We start from the raw sequence: 16755 nt of genomic DNA, 5'->3' as shown, positions 1-16755 counted from the left end.
GGGGAACGGCCCAAAAAGGGGCCCAAAATGCCAACGACCCCGGAATGGCGGACCGCGCGTACATCCGGCGCAGGCCTGAGCTATTCCAAGGTCGTCCCAACGACGGAGTTCTTCGCTCAACGTCGCCGTTAGAGGCTAGATGGGGACGGCAAAAGCGCTTCGCAAGGGGGTGGAAACCCCATTTTTCGCGCCCTATTGGTTGGGGACTTCCCGGATGATCGGCCCGCGCGGCGCGGGCGCGGCGGGTGCTGGCGGTGCAGCCGCCGGGGCCGGCTCGACCTTCGCCGGCTTGGGCGGCTTGCCGTACTGGCCGATCGGCCCGAACACGACGGCAACCGCAAGCACGATCGCCGCGACGATCGCCCCCAGAACGCCACCCACCGACTCAGACGACATGGAAACCCATCCCTGCTCCAGATGGGCCCACTGATACCATGGATGAGCGCGCGGCCGGAAGAGCTGCCAGCCAGCCTTGGTGACTTGCTACTTCTGGGGCGGCCGGTGCTTGACGAAGGTGATCACGATGTCCTTCTGCGCCGCCTCCACCGCCCTGTTGGCGGTAGCGAGATGGGCGCCGGCATCGATATCCGGATACTGCGTGGTAAGATAATCGAGCAGCGCCACGCGGTAATATTGCCGCTCCGATGGACAGGCACCCGCAACCGAGCGGCCGAAATCCTGCTCCGACAGGCCCTGATTGGAGTCGCGCGAATATTCCCGCGCCAGGCAATGCCAGTAATCGTCGCGGCCCTGCTGGGCAAGCTTCTGTGCACTTTTCGCGTCGTCGTCATCTGCCAAGGCAGAACACGTCATGGCAGCAGATGTCATCGTGATGAGTAAGGCTCCCACCAACAGCATCCGCATTGTTGTTCTCCTTCTTCGCGGGTCCGGCCGCGAGCTTAGACGGGACGGGCCAACTGGCCAATCACATCTGGTTTGATTAGGATGAAGCCCTCCTCCCCCGACGATGCGAGATCCTCCCGTGGCCAAAGCAAAAACCGCGTCCAAAAAAACCGGCAACATCTTCATCGGCATCGGCGGCTGGACCTTCGAACCCTGGCGCGGCGTGTTCTATCCGGAGAAGCTCGCGCAGGCGAAGGAGCTGTCCTATGCCGCCTCGAAGCTGACCTCGATCGAGATCAACGGCACCTATTACGGCTCGCAGAAGCCGGAGAGCTTTCGCAAATGGGCGAGCGAGGTGCCTGATGATTTCGTGTTCTCGGTGAAGGGACCGCGCTTCGCCACCAACCGCCGCGTGCTCGCCGAGGCCGGCGATTCCATCAAGCGGTTCTATGATTCCGGCGTGCTGGAACTCGGTGACCATCTCGGGCCGGTGCTGTGGCAGTTCGCGCCGACGAAGAAGTTCGACGGCGCCGATTTCGGCAAGTTCCTGGAGCTGTTGCCGCGCAAGCTCGATGGGCGCGCGCTGCGCCACGTCGTCGAGGTCCGCCATGACAGCTTTTGCACGCCTGACTTCATCGCACTGATCCGCGAGTTCGAGACGCCCGTGGTGTTCGCCGAGCATGGCAAATATCCCGCCATCGCCGATGTCGCCGGCGATTTCGTCTATGCGCGGCTTCAGAAAGGCAATGACGAGATCAAGACCTGCTATCCGCCGAAGCAGCTCGATGCCTGGGCGGAGCGCTTCAAGGATTGGGCTGCGGGCGGTGAACCGGATGACCTGCCGAAGGTTGACACGGCCAAGCCGAAGAAGAAACCGCGTGACGTGTTCGCCTATGTCATCCACGAGGGTAAGGTGCGCGCACCTCACGGCGCCATGGAACTGATCGCGCGAGTGAGCTGAGGATGGTTCATGGCAAAGGCGAAGACGCTCTTCACCATCGGCTATGAGCAGACACCGCCCAAGGCCGTGCTGGACGAGCTGGAAGCTGCGGGCGTCAAGCTCGTGGTCGACGTGCGCGCGGTGACGTCGTCGCGCCGGCCGGGCTTTTCCAAGAAGCAGCTATCCGCCGGGCTCGATGAGCGCGGCATCGCCTATGTCCATCTCGCCGCGCTCGGCACGCCCAAGGAAGGTCGCCTCGCCGCCCGCAGCGGGCAATATGACGTGCTGGAGACGATCTATTCGAAGCACCTGAAGACGCCGCAGGCGAAAGAAGAGATGGACGAGCTGTCGGCGCTCGTAAACAAGGCCGGCCCGGTGTGCCTGCTCTGCTACGAACGCGACCACACCCACTGCCACCGCCGGATGATCGCGGAGATCATCGAGGAGCGCAATGGCGTGACGGTGAAGAATTTGCCGGGACGGCAGATGTAGCTGGGCGCGCGAGCCCGATCCCGCAGCCCGGATGGCGCGAAAGCGTAATCGGGACCTTCGACCCTCGCAGCACCCCCCGGCTTGCGCTTCGCTCCATCCGGGCTAGGAATCCCTAGCCAACCGGAACGTCCCCGCCATCATCTGTACGCAACTGCCGCCAACATGAGCGGAGACGATCTTGCCGTCCCGCTTGCGGACGCGGGTGAGAAGAATGCTTGGACGGCCCATGTCAAAACCCTGGCCGATCGTGAGCTTCAATTCGCCGTCGCGCGCGGGATCGAGATCGGCGAACAGGGCGGCGGCGGCAATCGTCGCGCTGCCGGTCGCGGGGTCTTCGATCAGCCCGCTGGCGCCAGGAAAGAACATCCGCGCCTGACGCTCGCAAGATGCCTCAGCTGCCGGCACATCGCGGGTGTAGAAATAGACCGAGAAAGCGCCGTCGCGCGGCAGCATCCGGCCAAACGCTGCGGCGTCCGGCCTGGCCCGGCGCACGGCCTCGCGCGATCGCACCTCGGCAACCACGAACGGCGTTCCGACGCCGACGACTTGCGGCGCATGATGATCGGTCTTGATGTCATCCGCAGTCAGAGAAATGCAGGCCGCGACCTCTTCGGCAGAACATTGTGCAAGCCGCGACAGCGGCTGCGGAGCGGTGAGCTCGGTGCTGACCACCCGGCCCTGCTCACGCACAATGTCCACCGGTACGAGACCCGCCTTCTCCTCGAACAGCAGCCGCGACTTCGGCTCCCTGGCAAGGCTCGCCAGCACGAAGGCGGTCCCGACATTAGGATGTCCTGCGAAGGGAAGCTCCCTCACCGGCGTGAAGATTCGCACCTCGGCATCATTGGCCTTGTCGCGCGGCGGCAGCACGAACGTCGTCTCGGAATAGTTGAACTCGGTCGCGATCGCCTGCATCTGCGCGGTCGAGAGCCCGCCGGCATCGAGCACCACGGCGAGCTGGTTGCCGCCGAAGGCGCGATCGGTGAACACGTCGACGGTGATGTAGCGGCGCTGCATCGTCACTTCCCCATGCAAGTCGCGGCCGACGGGCCGCATCACGCAGCAGTCTACAAGCCGAAAACATCGCTCGTCATGCCCCTAAATTCGGAGCAATCGGAGCAATCGCGGAAGAGATTCAGAAGCGAAAGAGCGGCCGTGGCGCCGCGAGCACTTGCGCACGCTCGCTCTTGTCGACGATTAGCAGATCGAGAAATTCCCGGTTCTTCGCGTAAGTCTGCGTCGCCTCGAATTGCGTGTGCGGCCAGTCGCTGCCCCACAACAGGCGATTGAGGCCGTAAGCTCCGCGCAGCAGCGGAAAGGCTTGCTTCGCGAAGTCTTCGCCGGCCGCACCGTTGCGATAGGGCGCCGAGATCTTGACCCAGACGTTCTTCGTCGCTCCCAGCTTCAGTACCGACTGGAAACCGGGATCGCCGACGCCGAGCTTCGGGTCCGGCAACGTGTAGTGATCGAGCACGACGGTGACGCCGTGATCGAGCAGCTGTGGCGCGAGCACGGCAAGATCGGAGGCGTTGCGCTGGACCTCGACCTGCCACCCCATCGCTCTCACGCTTCCGAGCAGCGCCTTCCACTCGCGGGCGGCGAGATCCGGCAAGGGCTGGCCGACGAGATTGAGCCGAATGCCGACGACGCCGGCGCGATCGAGCACACGCAACTCGTCCGTCGTCGCCGCGGGATCGACCACGGCGATGCCGCGCAGGCGACCGCTCGCCTGCTTCAGGCAATCGACCAGATAGGAATTGTCGGTGCCGAGAAAGCTCGGCTGCACCAGCACGCCATTGCTCATGCTGCTCCGGTCGAGCTGCTCCAGATAGAGCGCCAGCGGCGCGTCGTAGCCGGGCGCATAGCGCCGGCCCGGCGCGAGCTGGAGACCTCGGTGGAAGACGTGGGCATGGCTATCGATCGTCGGCAAGGCCGCCTCACTCCTGGCTGTGGTGGCGGCCGTTGCGGCGAGCGATCCGAGGCCCGCACCAAACTGGCGGCGTGTGAGGCCGCGCGAGACGAACGTCATGGCACTTGCTCTCCATCTGCACGTCAGGCGCGCGTCGCGGCGGTCTGTTCGAAGACTTTGCCGCGCGTCTCCGGCAGCAGCAGTACCGCGATCAGGACCAGCGAATAGGCAAAGGCCGCATCGATGCCGATCGCAGGCCCAAGCCCGATATGTTCGCTGAGGAAGCCGACAAGGAAGGGGAACGCGGCGGAGACGATGCGGCCGAAATTGTAGCAGAAGCCGACACCGGTGCCGCGCACGCCGGCCGGATAAAGCTCGCTGAACAGCGCCGCCATGCTGGCGGGAATACCGGCGGAGAAGAAGCCGAGCGGAAAGCCGAGCACCAGCATCTGCCCATCTGTCAGCGGCGCGAAGATGTAGATCAGCACCGTGACGATGCAGGAGGTGGCAAAGAACGCGACATTGGCCCGGCGCCCGATGCGATCGCTGATGATGCCGCTGGTCACGCAGCCGCAGAAGAAGGCGACGATGATCACGGCGAGATAGCCGCTGGAGCCAAGCACCGACAAATGCCGGACTTCGCGCAAGTACGTCGGCAGGAAGGTTGTCAGCGCGGCATAACCGCCATGGGCTCCGATGCCGAACAGGCCGCCGATCAGGGTGGAGCGCAGCACGTCGCGGTGGAAGATGCCCGAGAGCGTTGCGAAGAACGGCGTCTTCTCGGCCGCGGCCGCGCGCGGCGGCTCCTTCAGACCGCGGCGGATGAAGATAATCAGGAGCGCGGGCAACAGGCCGAGCGCAAACAAGAGCCGCCAGGCGATGTCGGCCGGCGCATAGGTGAAGACCAGCGCCGAGAGCAGCACGGCGGCGCCCCATCCCACCGCCCAGGCGCTCTGCACCGAGCCGAGCGCCTTGCCGCGATGCTCGGGCCGGATGATCTCGGCCATCAGCACGGCGCCGCAGGCCCATTCGGCGCCGAAGCCGAGGCCCTGGATCGCCTTCAAGACCAGGAGCTGGGTGTAGGTCATCGCGAAGGCGCAGGCGAAGGTCGCAAGCGCAAAGGTGGCCACCGTGATCTGCAGCGCCTTGACGCGGCCGAAGCGATCGCCGAGCGCACCGCCGAACCAGCCGCCGAACGCGCCGAAGAACAGCGTGATGGAGCCGAGCAGACCGGCATCGGCCTTGCTGATGCCGAACGCGGCGATCAGCGCCGGGATGGCAAGACCGAACATCTGGACGTCGAGCGCATCGAGCGCCCAGCCGCCAAAGCTTGCCCAGAACGTGCGCCGCTCCAGCGGCGAGCTCTCGCTGTACCAGTTCGACATGTTTCCTACCCCTGTACTCGTTATTGCTTGATGACGTAGAAAGGCCGCTTCAGCGGATCTCGACGTGATAGCGGAAGCGGTCGGCCGGCCCGCGCGACCTGCGCCATTCGATCGGTCGGCGCTCGAGGTCGAGCGCGAGGCGCTCGATCACGATCAGCGGGGCATGAGGCGCGAGCCTGAGTAGGCGCGCCTGCATTTCGTTGGCGGTCTCGACAGTGAGGATCTCCTCGGCCGAAACCACGACCTCGCCGCAGCGCTCCTCGTAGAGCGGATACAGGAGGTCGCCGAATTCGGCGGTGTCGATCTCGAGAATCTTGGCGAAACGTGATTGCTGCAGCCAGATCTCCTCTGCGAGCAGCGGCACGTCGTCGATCAGGCGCAGGCGCGAGAGGCTGATCACCGGCTCGCCGACCGGGATGCGTAGCGCGGATGCGACCGCCGATGTCGCCGGCACGCTCTTGCGGCGGATGATCCGGCTCTTCGGCACGCGCCGCTCGCCGCTCTCGGACTGGAAGCGGAAGAAGCGGAACAGCGATGAATTGAACCGCGCGCGGCGCACGAAGGTGCCGCGGCCCTGCTGCCGCTCGAGCACGCCGTCCCTGACGAGCTGATCGATCGCCTTGCGCACGGTGCCGATGGCAACGCCGTAATGCGCAGCCAACTCGGCTTCCGAAGGGATCGGCTCGCCCGGCCGCCACTCATTGCGGTTGATGCGCGCCGCGAGGTCGTCGCGCAGGCGCTGGTAGCGTGGCAGGCGGTCGTCCAGCGGCGTTGAATTCATTTAGTCATATAGATGACTAGATGAAGCGCAAGTCAAGGTCCTACTATGATACCGCGAGGGCAAGCCTGCCGTCGCCCGCCCGACACCGGGCTGGCAGACCTCGCCAGCCCGGCCTCATCTGATGCGAGCCCTAGTTCGGGGACGCGTGGGCCGTGTTGGGCAGGCAGGGCGGCTGCTTGTAGGGATCAGATGCAAACGCACCCTCTGCCGGAGCCCTGACGCAGTCTGTCGTGACGTGAGTTGCGGCGTGCCGCGCCGTGACGTTGGGCGCGGCTGCGGCTTCGGTTTGAAGGATGGCGGTGGCGATCAGCGCGGCCGCAACAAGGGTCGATCGGGTCATTGGCTTTCTCCGGATAACGAATGAAAGCCGAGACGTTTCGGCTTCCACCGTGCAGGACCCGAAAACTAGCAGGGATATTTCATCACGCGTCGTCAACGCAGCGCGACGGCGCTTCAACGACGCGCGACTCACATTTGAAGGCGCGCTAGCCGAGCTGAAACACCGGCACTTTCTGCCCGTAGCCGCGCACCTCGACTTCGCCGAGCGCGACGGCATCGCTACCGTCTGCGCCCAGCGCCTCGCGCACGGACGCGGAGATCAGCAGCTGCGAGCCGAACTCCTTGTTCAACGCCTCCAAGCGCGAGGCGAAGTTCACGGTATCGCCGATGACGGTGTATTCCTTGCGCCGGGGCGAGCCGATATTGCCGGCGACGACCTCGCCGAAATGGATGCCGATGCCGATGCGAAGCGGCCAGCTGCTCTCCGCGTTGATGCGATCCATTGCCATCAGCATCTCGCGGCCGGCGGCGACCGCGCGGTGCGCGGCGTCGGAGGCCTCCAGCGGCGCACCGAACAGCGCGAGGAAACCGTCACCGAGAAACTTGTTCACGATGCCGCCTTGACGGTCGAGGATATCGACCAGCACGGCGAAGGCGCCGTCGAGCCGATCGACCACCTCTTGCGGCGTGCGCGATTGCGCGCCGGCCGTGAAGCCGCGGAAATCGACGAACATCACCGCGACGCGGCGGACGTCGCCGCTTGTGCTCGTTCCCGTCGCCATCAGCTGCTCCACCACCTGCGGAGAAACGTGCTGGCCGAACAGATTGGTCACCCGGTCGCGCGCGGTGGCCGCCGCGATGCTGGCGGCAAATTGCCGCCGCAGCTGCGCGCCCACGGCGCCGGCCAGCACCCCGCAGATCAGGATGATGATGCTGCGCACGGCATGGAAATAGATCAGGGGTTCGTCGGCCTCCCCCGCCGAGTTGTAATACAGCGCGATCGCCAGAAGCCCGGTTGCGGCTACAAAACCCGTGAAAGTGGAGAGCCAGAAATCGAGCCGCAGAGTGGAGAGGATGACGAAAATGAAGTACATCAGCGGCACGGCGAATCCGAGCGCCTGGCTCGCGCCCATGGTCCGGATTTGCAGGATGAGCATCACCGTCGGTAGCGACGTCTCGATCAGCGTGCCGATATAGCGCCTGATCACCGGCACGTCGCGATCGAGGCGGAGGTTCTTCCTGATCTGGGTATGGACCCAAACCTCGAACAGGATGAAGCCGACGAGAAGGCCGTAGACCTCGATCAGCCCTTTCGTCCCGCGCCAAACCCGGTTCACCACGGCGGGATCAATCAAGTAGATCGCGGTGAGGAACAACATCATGACGCAGCCCGTCATGATCAGGGCGCGCACCCGCAACAGCTCGGTGCGCAGCACCTCCCGCGTCAGCTCGCGCTCGAAGTCCTCCGATAGCACGGTATGATGCCGCGCCTTCCTGCTCGCAAACCTGACCATTTCACCCCCTGGTCATTCCGGGGCGCGAAGCAGTCGCGAGCCCGGAATCTGGAGATTCTCAGGTGCGCAACTGCGCACCATAATTCGATACTAGCGCATCGCCCCGGGATGACATCAAGGCCAGTTTGCCTCAATCCAGCGTGCGGCGGAAGCGCGTCACGGCGATGGTCATGGCGAGCAGCATCAGGGCCGTCAGCGCCAGCGTATCGAAGCGCAAATTCTGCATGGTCGCGCCCTTCAGCATGATGGCGCGGACGATGCGCAGATAATGGGTCAGCGGCAGGCATTCGCCGACATACTGCGCCCAGGTCGGCATGCCCGCGAACGGGAACATGAATCCGGACAGAAGAATGCTCGGCAGGAAGAACATCATCGACATCTGCATGGCCTGGAGCTGGTTCTGCACCACCGTCGAGATCGTATAGCCGATCGACAGATTGGTGGTGATGAACAGCGTCGAGAGCAGCGCCAGCAGGACGAGGTTTCCGAGCACGGGCACGCCGAACAGACCGACGCCGATGCCGATGATCAGGAAGGCCTGGACGAAGCCGACCAGCACGTAAGGCACGATCTTGCCGAACATCACCTCGACCGGCTTGATCGGCATCGACAACAGGCTCTCCATGGTGCCGCGCTCGACCTCGCGCGTGACCGACAGTGCGGTGAAGATCAGCATGGTCATGGTCAAAATGGTACCGACCAGGCCCGGCACGATGTTGAGGCTGGAGGCCGCGGCCGGATTGTAGCGGGCATGCGCGCGGATCTCGAACGGCATCTCCGGAGGATCGCCGATGAAGAGATCGTGCTTGAGCGCGGTCTGCACGACCATGCCGAGCGAGCCGAGCGCCGCGCTCGCCGCAACCGGATCGGTGGCATCGGCGGCGACCAGCAGCGCCGGCCTGTCGCCGCGCCGCACCGCCCGCTCGAAGCCGCGCGGGATCTCGACGCCGAACAGCACCTTGCCGGATTTCAGCAGGTTGTCGAAATCGTCGACGTCGTGCACTTCGTAGAGAAAGCGGAAGTAGGCTGTGTTCTCCAGGGCCTTCAGAATCGAGCGGGTGAGATCAGAATCCTCCTGGAGCAGCACGGCACTCGGCAGATGATGCGGCGTGGTGTTGATGGCATAGCCGAACAGCATGAGCTGCATCACAGGCAACATCACGATCATCGCGAAGGAAACGCGGTCGCGCCTGAGTTGGATGAACTCCTTGATCAGCATCGCATAGGAGCGCCGCAGGAAGCCGAAGCGCTCGCGAATTTCCCGGGCTGGAGCTGGAAGATCAACCACGCTCATTGGAAATTATCCTTGGAGCGCCCCATCAGCTCGATAAACACGTCTTCGAGCGAGGGTTGCGACTTCTGCCAGTGCAGCCCACCCTTCTTGCGCCAAGACGCGATGCTGTCTTCGAGCGCCGCGACGTCGCGGCCGGAGACGTGCAGCGAGGTGCCGAACGGCGCCACCATGTCGACGCCCGGCTTGCCGGTGAGCGCGGCCCCGAGCCCGTTCAAATCCTCGCCCGTGACGGTGTAGGTCGTGAGCGCCGACTTCGCGATCACCTCCTCCACGGTGCCGTGCGTCAGGAGATGACCGTAGGCGATGTAAGCGATCTCGTGGCAGCGCTCGGCCTCGTCCATGTAGTGGGTCGAGACCAGCACCGTGAGACCGTCGGCGGCGAGTGCGTGGATCTCGTTCCAGAAATCGCGCCGCGCCTTGGGATCGACGCCGGCGGTCGGCTCGTCGAGCAGCAACAATTGTGGATTGGGCAGCGTGCAGGCCCCGAGTGCCAGCCGCTGCTTCCACCCGCCGGAGAGCTCGCCTGCAAGCTGCTCCTCGCGCCCCGAGAGCCCGAGCCGCGTGATCATGTCACGTGCGGCGCCGCGCGCATCAGCGAGGCCATAGAGCCGCGCGACGAATTCGAGGTTCTCGCGCACCGAGAGGTCCTGGTACAAGCTGAAGCGCTGGGTCATGTAGCCGACCTGGCGCTTGATCTTCTCGGCATCGCGGCGGATGTCGTAGCCGAGGCAGGTGCCCTCGCCGCTGTCCGGCGTGAGCAGCCCGCAAATAATGCGGATGGTCGTGGTCTTGCCCGAGCCGTTAGGTCCAAGGAAGCCGTAGATCGAGCCGCGCTTCACCTGCATCGACAGATCGTGCACGACCTCGCGGCCGCCGAACGATTTGGTCAGGCCCTTGACGTCGATGGCGATGCCGTTGCCGTTGCTCATCGCTTGTCCGCCACCGGGGTCTTTGGATTGAGATGGACATCGATCGGCTGTCCGACCCGCAAGGCGTCAGGCCGCGAGGGCCGCGCCTGGATCAGGTAGACCAGCTTGTTGCGCTCATCGAGGCTGTAGATGACGGGCGGAGTGTATTCCGCCGAGGTCGCGATGAAATAGATCTTTGCGGTGAGATCGGCGGCGCAATTGTCGCAAGAGACGCGCACCGTATCCCCGATCGCAAGCTTGGACAGCTCGGTCTCCGGCACGAAGAAGCGCAGTTTCATGTTGCCCGGCGGCATGATCGAGAGCACCGGCCGCTGCGCCGCGACCATCTCGCCCTCGCGGAAATAGATCTGCTGGATGGTGCCGGCGACCGGCGCGAAGCCCTTGCGCCGCGCCAAGCGCGTCTCCGACGTCGCCACCCGCGCTTGCGCCACCCGCAAAGCCGAAACGGCGGAGTCCAGATTGGCCTGCGTACCCGCGCCGGTCTTGCTCAGTGAGGCGGCCCGGTCATAGGTCTGCTGCGCATTCGCCAGCGTCGCCTTGTTCTGGTTGAGATCGGCAAGCTGGAGGTCGTCATCGACGGAATAGAGGTGATCGCCGACCTTGACCTCGTCGCCCTCGCGGACATTGAGCTTGATCACCCGGCCGGCTTCGTCCGGGCTGACGAAGATCATGTCGGCCTCGACCCAGCCCTGGAAGCCGGGATCGCGCTGCTCGTTGCAGCCGGCCAGCCCGGCCGCGAGGACGATCGTCAATGCAAGACTGAAAATTGCTTGCGACGACCTCATGTCGTCCTCCGTTCGCCAAAAATCAAATCCAGATGAACGCGCAGCATCTCCTGCGCATCGAGCGGCGCATGCCGCGCAAACAGGCTCTGCCAGATCACCGCGATCATCGCAGGCGCGACCAGGATCTGCGGATAGCGAGCAAGATCCTTTTCGCGGATCTCGCCGCGGGCAATACCGAGCTCGATCAGCGCGCGCATGGCGGCGATCCCACGCGAGACCACCTCGCGGTAGTAGAAGTCGGCGACCGAGGGAAAGCGCGGCCCCTCTGCCACGATCAGGCGCACCAGATCGCCGCGCCTCGTGCCGATCACCTCCTTCAGGAAGTTACCGGCGAACGCCTCGATCAGGTCGCGCACCGAGCCTGCCGGCGGCGGCAGCGTAGTCAATCGCGCGACCACGGGGACGATGACGATGCGCACCAGCTCCTCGAACATCGATTCCTTGTCCTTGAAGTGCAGGTAGATCGTGCCCTTTGCCACGCCGGCGCGCTTGGCAATGTCGTCAAGGCGCGTCGCCGCAAACCCGCGCGCGATGAATTCGTCCATCGCCGCTTCCACGATCGCCGCACGCCGCTCCGCCGCGCGCGCGGCGCGGTTCGAGGCAGGCGCCGCGTCGGGGCCAGCAGCCTCAGGGCCGTTCGCGTGGGAGGCCGCAGAGGGCAAGGCGGCTTTGGTCGGCTTCTTCGTCATTCGACATTTATGACTGACTGGTCAGTCATAGTCAAGTCTGCAAAAGGCGCTCCCCCGCTTCGCGGACAAATTAGTATTGACTAATGCATTAGTGATCGCTAATTTGAGGCCATGATCCAAGCCACTCCAAACCCCGTCACCAGCGTGATGCGCGCCCTCGCCGATCCCACCCGCCGCGCCGTGTTCGAGCGCGTGTTCGAGAGCAAGGAGATCAGCGTCGCCGAGCTGACGCGCGGCAGCGGCGTCACTCAGGGCGCGATTTCGCAGCACCTGAAGTCTCTCAAGCAGGCCGGTCTCGTCGCCGAGCGTGCAGAGGGCCGCAATGTCTATTACCGCGCCGCGCCGCAGGGACTCGAGCCGCTGGTGACCTGGATGGATCACTACGGCGTCTTCTGGCGCGAGCGCTTCCAGAACCTGCGTGACCTGTTGAAGGAGATCGATCCGTGAGTACTGCCGCGTCGAAAGCCGAAACAAAGGACATCGTCATCGACGAGGTGCTCCCTCATGCACCGGAGACGATCTGGAAGGCGCTGACCAGCGCGCAATTGATCGCGCGCTGGCTGATGCAGCCGACCGGCTTTGAAGCCGTCGAAGGCAAAGCCTTCACGTTCCAGACGACCCCAGGCGGCAACTGGGACGGCGTGATCCATTGCCGGGTTCTCGAGGTCGTGGCTTTCAGGCGTCTCGTCTATGCCTGGAAAGGCGGCCATGAGCTCAACACCGGTTACGGCGCGCCGCTCGACACCGTCGTGACGTGGTCCCTCACCCCGGTCGAAGCCGGCACGCGGCTCCGCCTGGTCCATGCGGGCTTCGTCCTGCCCAGGAACGAGTCGGCCTACACAATCATGAGCGGCGGCTGGAAGAAGGTCGTCCGTCAGCTCGACGAGATCAGCGGCGAAAAGTGAGTGGGAGATATCACGATGGACAAGCCCTATACCGGCGGCTGCGCCTGCGGCGCGATCCGCTATTCGATTGTCGGTGAGCCGCTGTTCAGCAATCACTGCCAGTGCCGGGACTGCCAGCGGGAGAGCGGCAGCGGCCACGGCTCCTTCGCGACCTTCGCGCGCGCCGGCGTCACGCTGAGCGGCGAGGCGACGCACTGGGACATGGTCGGCGACAGCGGCAACGTGAAGACGCGCGGCTTCTGTCCGCAGTGCGGCCTGCCCGTCTATATGACCTTCGCCGCGATGCCCGACATCTTCACCATCCGCGCCGCGAGCCTCGACGAGCCCGCCCGCTACAAGCCGCAGGCGGTGACCTACGCAGCGCGCGGGCATGGCTGGGATCGTCTCGACCCGGACTTGCCGAAGTTCGAGGGGATGCCGCCGGGGTGAGCAGCGAGGGAGTGACGACCGACGCCGGAAATCACCGCCCATTCGCCGGGCTTGGCCTCTAGCGGCAACTCGCCGCGCACCCTTGATTAGAGACAAACCGCTACGCAAGCGCTCGCGCCATCGTGACATGGCGATGGCGGCGCCGCGGCCGCCTCAGCCATGGAACCTGAGGCCGTCGACGATCTTGTCGATCACCTTGCGCTCGGCACGAACGGCGAGACCGACGAGATTGAGCTCGTTTCGCGCCACCGCCCTCACCGCCTCGCGGTTGGCGGCGTCATGCGTGGTCTTGAACATGTCTTCAGTGTAGACGGCCGGCTTGACGTTGCGTGTGAGCGCACGGTCGAGCGCGCGCGACAAGGCAGGACCGTCGGCGCCGTAGATCAGGATCGGCTGGCCAATCAGCGCGTGATATGCCGTGCCCGAGGCGTCCTCATAGGGCTCGCCGACGCATTCGGGAAACGCAGCCGCGATGCCGCTGGTGAGAAAGGCCGCAACGTTGAGCTTCTGCCAGGCCTGAAGATCAGTGCGGATCACGACGGCGATCTTGGTGTCGAACTGCATGCATGTCTCCACAAATTGTCATTCCGGGATGCGCCTTAAAGCGCAGACCCGGAATCTGGAGATTATCGCACGAGATTCCGGGTTCGTCGCTCCGCGAGGTCCCGGAATGACGGAGCAGAAAATCAACCCTTGGCGTCGCAGGCCCAGGCGCGGATCACGCATTCCTTGCCGCCGTATTTATAGCATTCGCGTGTGGCGGCATTGAGCGAGGCGGAGATCTTGGGCTTGACGGCATAGCCGTAAGCGCCGCAAGGGTTTGTCATATCGACCGACATCGCCGCGCACGCACGCTTCATCGTCACCGTCGTGCAATCGCCCTTGCACTGCTTCTGCGCCGCGGCGCGCGCCTCGTGCTCGGCGCTGTAGTCATAGGCCTGGCCATAGGCACCACACTTGCCGACGGCGAATGCACCGGCCGCATGGGCTTCGGTAATGTAACGGGCGCCGGAAACACAAACCGACAGCGCAAAGAAAAACATCGCGCAACGGCGCGCGACGACATTCGAAGCCATGGAAAACCCCTCCCCCCAAGGCAGGTGGAGAACTCTAAGCGGCGGTCGTTTCCAGATGGTGAACGGGGAGTTGAAAACGGAAGGCTAGGAGCTGCGGTAGAGTGCGCAAAAGCGCGAAGCGCCGTGCCCACCATTTATCTCCACCGAAATCGAAAAGGGTGGGCACGCTTCGCTTTGCCACTCCTACGCTCCTACGACACGTCATCCCCGTCGGGCCGCTTCCAGCGCCTGCGGCGTGTCGATGTCGAGGAAGGCGCTCTCGCCATCAACCGGCACTTCGGCGACTGCCTCCGCATGCTTGGCGATCAAATGCCTCGCGCCGACGTCGCCGTCGAGCGTCATCAACTCCTTGAAGAAGCGGCGCGACCACAGCACGGGATTGCCGCGGCGGCCTTCGCTGACGGGCACGACGATGAGATTGCCGCGGTCCGGCGCAAAACCGTCGATGAGACGATCGATCAGCCCTGCATCGATCAGCGGCATGTCGCCGAGGCACACCACCGCGCCGTCGCAGCTCTCGGGCACGGCGGCGACGCCGGCCTTGACCGAGCCGGCGATGCCGCCGGCGAAATCCGGATTACGGACGAACTTCACCTTCAACCCTTGCAGCGCCTGCTCGACCAGCTCGGCCTGGTGACCGGTGACGACGATCACTTCGGATGCTTTGGAGGCCAGCGCCTGCTCGGTCGCAAGGCGCACCAGCTTCTTGCCGTCGAGCTCGGCGAGCAGCTTGTTCGGTCCGCCCATCCGCGTCGAGCGGCCCGCCGCGAGCACGATGGCCGCGACCTGACTGTTGCCCTCGGTCTCGGGCTTGGCGCGCGGCTGCGGCCGCGTCACGATCTCCATCAGAAGACCGCCGACACCCATGCCCATCAGCTCGGACCGCGTCACCTTGATGCCGGCGAGCAGCCGCATCAACACCCAGTCGAACCCGTTCTCGACCGGCGAGCGCGCGCAGCCTGGCGCGCCGAGCACCGGCACATTGCCGGCGCGGGCGATCAGCAACAGATTGCCGGGATCGACCGGCATGCCGAAATGCTCGATCTCGCCGCCGATGCCGGTGACGGCCGCCGGAATCACGTCGCGGCGATCGGCGATCGCGGATGCACCGAATACGATCACGAGCTCCGCGCCCAGGCCCAGCACCTCATTGATCGCTGCCGACAGCGCCTGCTTCTCGTGCGGGACACGCCGCTCGCCAACGATGCTGGCGCCGGCCGGCGCGAGCCGCTCGGCGGTGACGCGCAGGGTTTTGTCGATCACCTTGGAGGAGAGGCCCGGCAGCAGCGTCGAGACCACGCCGACGCGCTTGATCACGTAAGGCCCGACCTTCAGCACGTCCTTGCCGGCGGCCTGCACGGCGGCATCGCGCAAACGTCCCTCGACGCCGAACGGGATGATCTTGACGGTGCCGACCATCTCGCCCTCGACCACCGGCTTGAAAGCGGTGAGCGTGGCAAAGGTGATGGCCTCGTCGACATTGTTGATGCGGTCGACCGCGGCGCGGTCGACCACCAGCACGCCCGGCCGCGCGGCGAACAGATTGGCACGGCCGGTGAAGGCGCGCTCGACATGGATGCCCTCGCCGCCGACCGCAAGCGCGATGCTCGCGGCCGCAACGTCCTCGGAGACGTCGCCCTCCTCCATGCGCACCACGACGATGTCCTTGATGCCGGCGCGCTCCAGCGCTTCGACCTCGGCCGGACCGATCGTCGTGCCCTTCTTCAGCACCAGCGGTCCCTGACGCAGGGTGTGGACGGTCACCCCGCCGATCGCATCCCTGGGGCTCGCTGGTCCGAACTTCATGCCGCTTGTTCTCTCTCTTTGGGAGGCAGGCGGAGCACCGCCGTAATCTCGGCCATGATCGCGACCGCGATCTCGGATGGCGAGACCGCGCCGATCGCAAGACCAATGGGCGCGTGGATGCGCGCGATGTCGCTTTCCTTCGCGCCCTGCGCCCGCAACCGATCGGCCCGCTTGGCATGCGTTTTCCGCGAGCCGAGCGCGCCGATGTAGAAGCAGTTGCGCTCGAAGGCGTGCAGCAGCGCGGGGTCGTCGATCTTGGGATCGTGCGTCACCGCGACGAACGCCGTATAGGCGTCGACATTGAGCGGCGGCAGCGCGGTGTCGGGCCATTCGGCGATCAGGGGAATGTCGGGAAAGCGCTCAGGGCTCGCAAAGGCCGTGCGGGGATCGACGACGGTGACGTCATAGCCGAGCGAGCGCGCCAGCGGCGCCAATGCCTGGCTGATATGAACCGCACCGACGATCACGAGCTTTGCGGTCGGCGCGTAGACATTCAGGAACAGCTTCTTGCCGCCGGCCTCGACATTGGCGCTCTTGCCCATGCGAAGCTGCTTCTCCAGTTCGGCCCCTAGCGGGTCCTTGGCAAAGTCTGCGGCCTTCACCAGACGCTGCTCACCGGTCTCGGTGTCGGTGACGAGGATCACGGGCCGGCGCGCGGCGCGCTCGGCGTTGAGTTCGTGCAGGATTGCGAGCTTCACG

At 64.9% G+C, this 16755-nt stretch carries 21 protein-coding genes; 5 read left to right on the top strand and 16 right to left on the bottom strand.

Annotated features, from left to right (window positions below):
* Positions 1-192: 192 nt before the first annotated feature.
* Positions 193-396: a hypothetical protein gene (locus BRAD3257_RS15540; RefSeq protein WP_122402551.1), complete on the bottom strand. Its 204-nt coding sequence runs from the start codon at positions 394-396 to the stop codon at positions 193-195.
* Positions 397-483: 87 nt separating this feature from the next.
* On the bottom strand, positions 484-864 hold the full coding sequence (locus tag BRAD3257_RS15535; protein ID WP_122402550.1) for a hypothetical protein: 381 nt from the start codon (positions 862-864) through the stop codon (positions 484-486).
* Between the two features lie 103 nt (positions 865-967).
* On the opposite strand from BRAD3257_RS15535, the gene BRAD3257_RS15530 reads away from it, so the two are divergent.
* Positions 968-1804, top strand: coding sequence for a DUF72 domain-containing protein (locus BRAD3257_RS15530; RefSeq protein WP_122402549.1), 837 nt, complete (start codon positions 968-970; stop codon positions 1802-1804).
* Between the two features lie 9 nt (positions 1805-1813).
* Entirely contained in the window at positions 1814-2275 is a 462-nt protein-coding gene (locus BRAD3257_RS15525) for a DUF488 domain-containing protein (RefSeq protein WP_122402548.1), read from the top strand.
* A gap of 102 nt (positions 2276-2377) precedes the next feature.
* On the opposite strand, the gene BRAD3257_RS15520 is transcribed toward BRAD3257_RS15525, so the two are convergent.
* The 10 genes from BRAD3257_RS15520 to BRAD3257_RS15470 all read right to left on the bottom strand — a co-directional run bounded on the left by BRAD3257_RS15520 (position 2378) and on the right by BRAD3257_RS15470 (position 11840).
* Positions 2378-3292 (bottom strand): PhzF family phenazine biosynthesis protein, encoded by a 915-nt coding sequence (locus tag BRAD3257_RS15520; protein ID WP_122406585.1) that lies wholly within the window; start codon positions 3290-3292, stop codon positions 2378-2380.
* A 118-nt stretch (positions 3293-3410) separates the two neighbouring features.
* Positions 3411-4304 carry an amidohydrolase family protein gene (locus BRAD3257_RS15515; RefSeq protein ID WP_122402547.1) on the bottom strand — a complete coding sequence of 298 codons (894 nt, stop codon included), beginning with the start codon at positions 4302-4304 and terminating at the stop codon, positions 3411-3413.
* Between the two features lie 23 nt (positions 4305-4327).
* The gene (locus tag BRAD3257_RS15510; RefSeq protein WP_122402546.1) at positions 4328-5569 is read right to left on the bottom strand and encodes an MFS transporter; all 1242 of its coding nucleotides are present in this window, start codon (positions 5567-5569) and stop codon (positions 4328-4330) included.
* A 49-nt stretch (positions 5570-5618) separates the two neighbouring features.
* On the bottom strand, positions 5619-6350 hold the full coding sequence (locus BRAD3257_RS15505) for a GntR family transcriptional regulator (protein WP_122402545.1): 732 nt from the start codon (positions 6348-6350) through the stop codon (positions 5619-5621).
* Positions 6351-6480: 130 nt separating this feature from the next.
* A complete protein-coding gene (locus tag BRAD3257_RS15500; protein ID WP_122402544.1) occupies positions 6481-6690 on the bottom strand; it encodes a hypothetical protein in 210 nt (69 codons plus the stop codon).
* 145 nt (positions 6691-6835) lie between these two features.
* Complete coding sequence (locus tag BRAD3257_RS15495) at positions 6836-8143, bottom strand: adenylate/guanylate cyclase domain-containing protein (RefSeq protein ID WP_122402543.1); 1308 nt, start codon at positions 8141-8143, stop codon at positions 6836-6838.
* A gap of 130 nt (positions 8144-8273) precedes the next feature.
* Positions 8274-9437, bottom strand: coding sequence for an ABC transporter permease (locus BRAD3257_RS15485; RefSeq protein ID WP_122402541.1), 1164 nt, complete (start codon positions 9435-9437; stop codon positions 8274-8276).
* Entirely contained in the window at positions 9434-10366 is a 933-nt protein-coding gene (locus BRAD3257_RS15480; protein WP_122402540.1) for an ABC transporter ATP-binding protein, read from the bottom strand. The genes BRAD3257_RS15485 and BRAD3257_RS15480 overlap by 4 nt, the downstream gene beginning before the upstream one ends.
* Complete coding sequence (locus BRAD3257_RS15475) at positions 10363-11151, bottom strand: HlyD family secretion protein (protein WP_122402539.1); 789 nt, start codon at positions 11149-11151, stop codon at positions 10363-10365. Before BRAD3257_RS15475 ends, BRAD3257_RS15480 begins: the two co-directional genes overlap by 4 nt.
* Positions 11148-11840: a TetR/AcrR family transcriptional regulator gene (locus BRAD3257_RS15470; RefSeq protein ID WP_122402538.1), complete on the bottom strand. Its 693-nt coding sequence runs from the start codon at positions 11838-11840 to the stop codon at positions 11148-11150. Before BRAD3257_RS15470 ends, BRAD3257_RS15475 begins: the two co-directional genes overlap by 4 nt.
* A 111-nt stretch (positions 11841-11951) precedes the next feature.
* Between BRAD3257_RS15470 and BRAD3257_RS15465 the strand changes: the two genes are divergently transcribed.
* From BRAD3257_RS15465 to BRAD3257_RS15455, 3 genes are read left to right on the top strand one after another with little or no spacing between them, the layout of a single operon-like run.
* On the top strand, positions 11952-12287 hold the full coding sequence (locus tag BRAD3257_RS15465; protein WP_122402537.1) for an ArsR/SmtB family transcription factor: 336 nt from the start codon (positions 11952-11954) through the stop codon (positions 12285-12287).
* A complete protein-coding gene (locus BRAD3257_RS15460) occupies positions 12284-12745 on the top strand; it encodes an SRPBCC family protein (RefSeq protein ID WP_122402536.1) in 462 nt (153 codons plus the stop codon). Before BRAD3257_RS15465 ends, BRAD3257_RS15460 begins: the two co-directional genes overlap by 4 nt.
* Before the next feature lie 15 nt (positions 12746-12760).
* Complete coding sequence (locus BRAD3257_RS15455; protein ID WP_122402535.1) at positions 12761-13174, top strand: GFA family protein; 414 nt, start codon at positions 12761-12763, stop codon at positions 13172-13174.
* Positions 13175-13327: 153 nt separating this feature from the next.
* Here the strand turns inward: BRAD3257_RS15455 and BRAD3257_RS15450 are convergent, their stop codons facing one another.
* The 4 genes from BRAD3257_RS15450 to BRAD3257_RS15435 form a co-directional block, all read right to left on the bottom strand.
* Positions 13328-13738: a DUF2000 family protein gene (locus BRAD3257_RS15450; protein WP_122402534.1), complete on the bottom strand. Its 411-nt coding sequence runs from the start codon at positions 13736-13738 to the stop codon at positions 13328-13330.
* Positions 13739-13860: 122 nt separating this feature from the next.
* Positions 13861-14250, bottom strand: a complete 390-nt coding sequence (locus tag BRAD3257_RS15445; protein ID WP_122402533.1) for a DUF4189 domain-containing protein — start codon at positions 14248-14250, stop codon at positions 13861-13863.
* A 201-nt stretch (positions 14251-14451) separates the two neighbouring features.
* On the bottom strand, positions 14452-16056 hold the full coding sequence (locus BRAD3257_RS15440) for an NTP transferase domain-containing protein (protein ID WP_122402532.1): 1605 nt from the start codon (positions 16054-16056) through the stop codon (positions 14452-14454).
* Positions 16053-16754: an XdhC family protein gene (locus tag BRAD3257_RS15435; protein WP_122402531.1), complete on the bottom strand. Its 702-nt coding sequence runs from the start codon at positions 16752-16754 to the stop codon at positions 16053-16055. The genes BRAD3257_RS15440 and BRAD3257_RS15435 overlap by 4 nt, the downstream gene beginning before the upstream one ends.
* Position 16755: the final 1 nt, after the last annotated feature.

Origin of the sequence: Bradyrhizobium vignae (assembly GCF_900324035.1) — a bacterium.
GTDB lineage: Bacteria > Pseudomonadota > Alphaproteobacteria > Rhizobiales > Xanthobacteraceae > Bradyrhizobium > Bradyrhizobium vignae.
This window is presented reverse-complemented; position numbering and strand designations above follow the sequence as displayed.

Excerpts from the sequence above, each read along its gene's own strand:
- BRAD3257_RS15540 (WP_122402551.1), bottom strand. The coding sequence starts at position 396 with ATGTCGTCTGAGTCGGTGGGTGGCGTTCTGGGGGCGATCGTCGCGGCG.
- BRAD3257_RS15535 (WP_122402550.1), bottom strand. The coding sequence starts at position 864 with ATGCGGATGCTGTTGGTGGGAGCCTTACTCATCACGATGACATCTGCT.
- BRAD3257_RS15530 (WP_122402549.1), top strand. The coding sequence starts at position 968 with ATGCGAGATCCTCCCGTGGCCAAAGCAAAAACCGCGTCCAAAAAAACC.
- BRAD3257_RS15525 (WP_122402548.1), top strand. The coding sequence starts at position 1,814 with ATGGCAAAGGCGAAGACGCTCTTCACCATCGGCTATGAGCAGACACCG.
- BRAD3257_RS15520 (WP_122406585.1), bottom strand. The coding sequence starts at position 3,292 with ATGCAGCGCCGCTACATCACCGTCGACGTGTTCACCGATCGCGCCTTC.
- BRAD3257_RS15515 (WP_122402547.1), bottom strand. The coding sequence starts at position 4,304 with ATGACGTTCGTCTCGCGCGGCCTCACACGCCGCCAGTTTGGTGCGGGC.
- BRAD3257_RS15510 (WP_122402546.1), bottom strand. The coding sequence starts at position 5,569 with ATGTCGAACTGGTACAGCGAGAGCTCGCCGCTGGAGCGGCGCACGTTC.
- BRAD3257_RS15505 (WP_122402545.1), bottom strand. The coding sequence starts at position 6,350 with ATGAATTCAACGCCGCTGGACGACCGCCTGCCACGCTACCAGCGCCTG.
- BRAD3257_RS15500 (WP_122402544.1), bottom strand. The coding sequence starts at position 6,690 with ATGACCCGATCGACCCTTGTTGCGGCCGCGCTGATCGCCACCGCCATC.
- BRAD3257_RS15495 (WP_122402543.1), bottom strand. The coding sequence starts at position 8,143 with ATGGTCAGGTTTGCGAGCAGGAAGGCGCGGCATCATACCGTGCTATCG.
- BRAD3257_RS15485 (WP_122402541.1), bottom strand. The coding sequence starts at position 9,437 with ATGAGCGTGGTTGATCTTCCAGCTCCAGCCCGGGAAATTCGCGAGCGC.
- BRAD3257_RS15480 (WP_122402540.1), bottom strand. The coding sequence starts at position 10,366 with ATGAGCAACGGCAACGGCATCGCCATCGACGTCAAGGGCCTGACCAAA.
- BRAD3257_RS15475 (WP_122402539.1), bottom strand. The coding sequence starts at position 11,151 with ATGAGGTCGTCGCAAGCAATTTTCAGTCTTGCATTGACGATCGTCCTC.
- BRAD3257_RS15470 (WP_122402538.1), bottom strand. The coding sequence starts at position 11,840 with ATGACGAAGAAGCCGACCAAAGCCGCCTTGCCCTCTGCGGCCTCCCAC.
- BRAD3257_RS15465 (WP_122402537.1), top strand. The coding sequence starts at position 11,952 with ATGATCCAAGCCACTCCAAACCCCGTCACCAGCGTGATGCGCGCCCTC.
- BRAD3257_RS15455 (WP_122402535.1), top strand. The coding sequence starts at position 12,761 with ATGGACAAGCCCTATACCGGCGGCTGCGCCTGCGGCGCGATCCGCTAT.
- BRAD3257_RS15450 (WP_122402534.1), bottom strand. The coding sequence starts at position 13,738 with ATGCAGTTCGACACCAAGATCGCCGTCGTGATCCGCACTGATCTTCAG.
- BRAD3257_RS15445 (WP_122402533.1), bottom strand. The coding sequence starts at position 14,250 with ATGGCTTCGAATGTCGTCGCGCGCCGTTGCGCGATGTTTTTCTTTGCG.
- BRAD3257_RS15440 (WP_122402532.1), bottom strand. The coding sequence starts at position 16,056 with ATGAAGTTCGGACCAGCGAGCCCCAGGGATGCGATCGGCGGGGTGACC.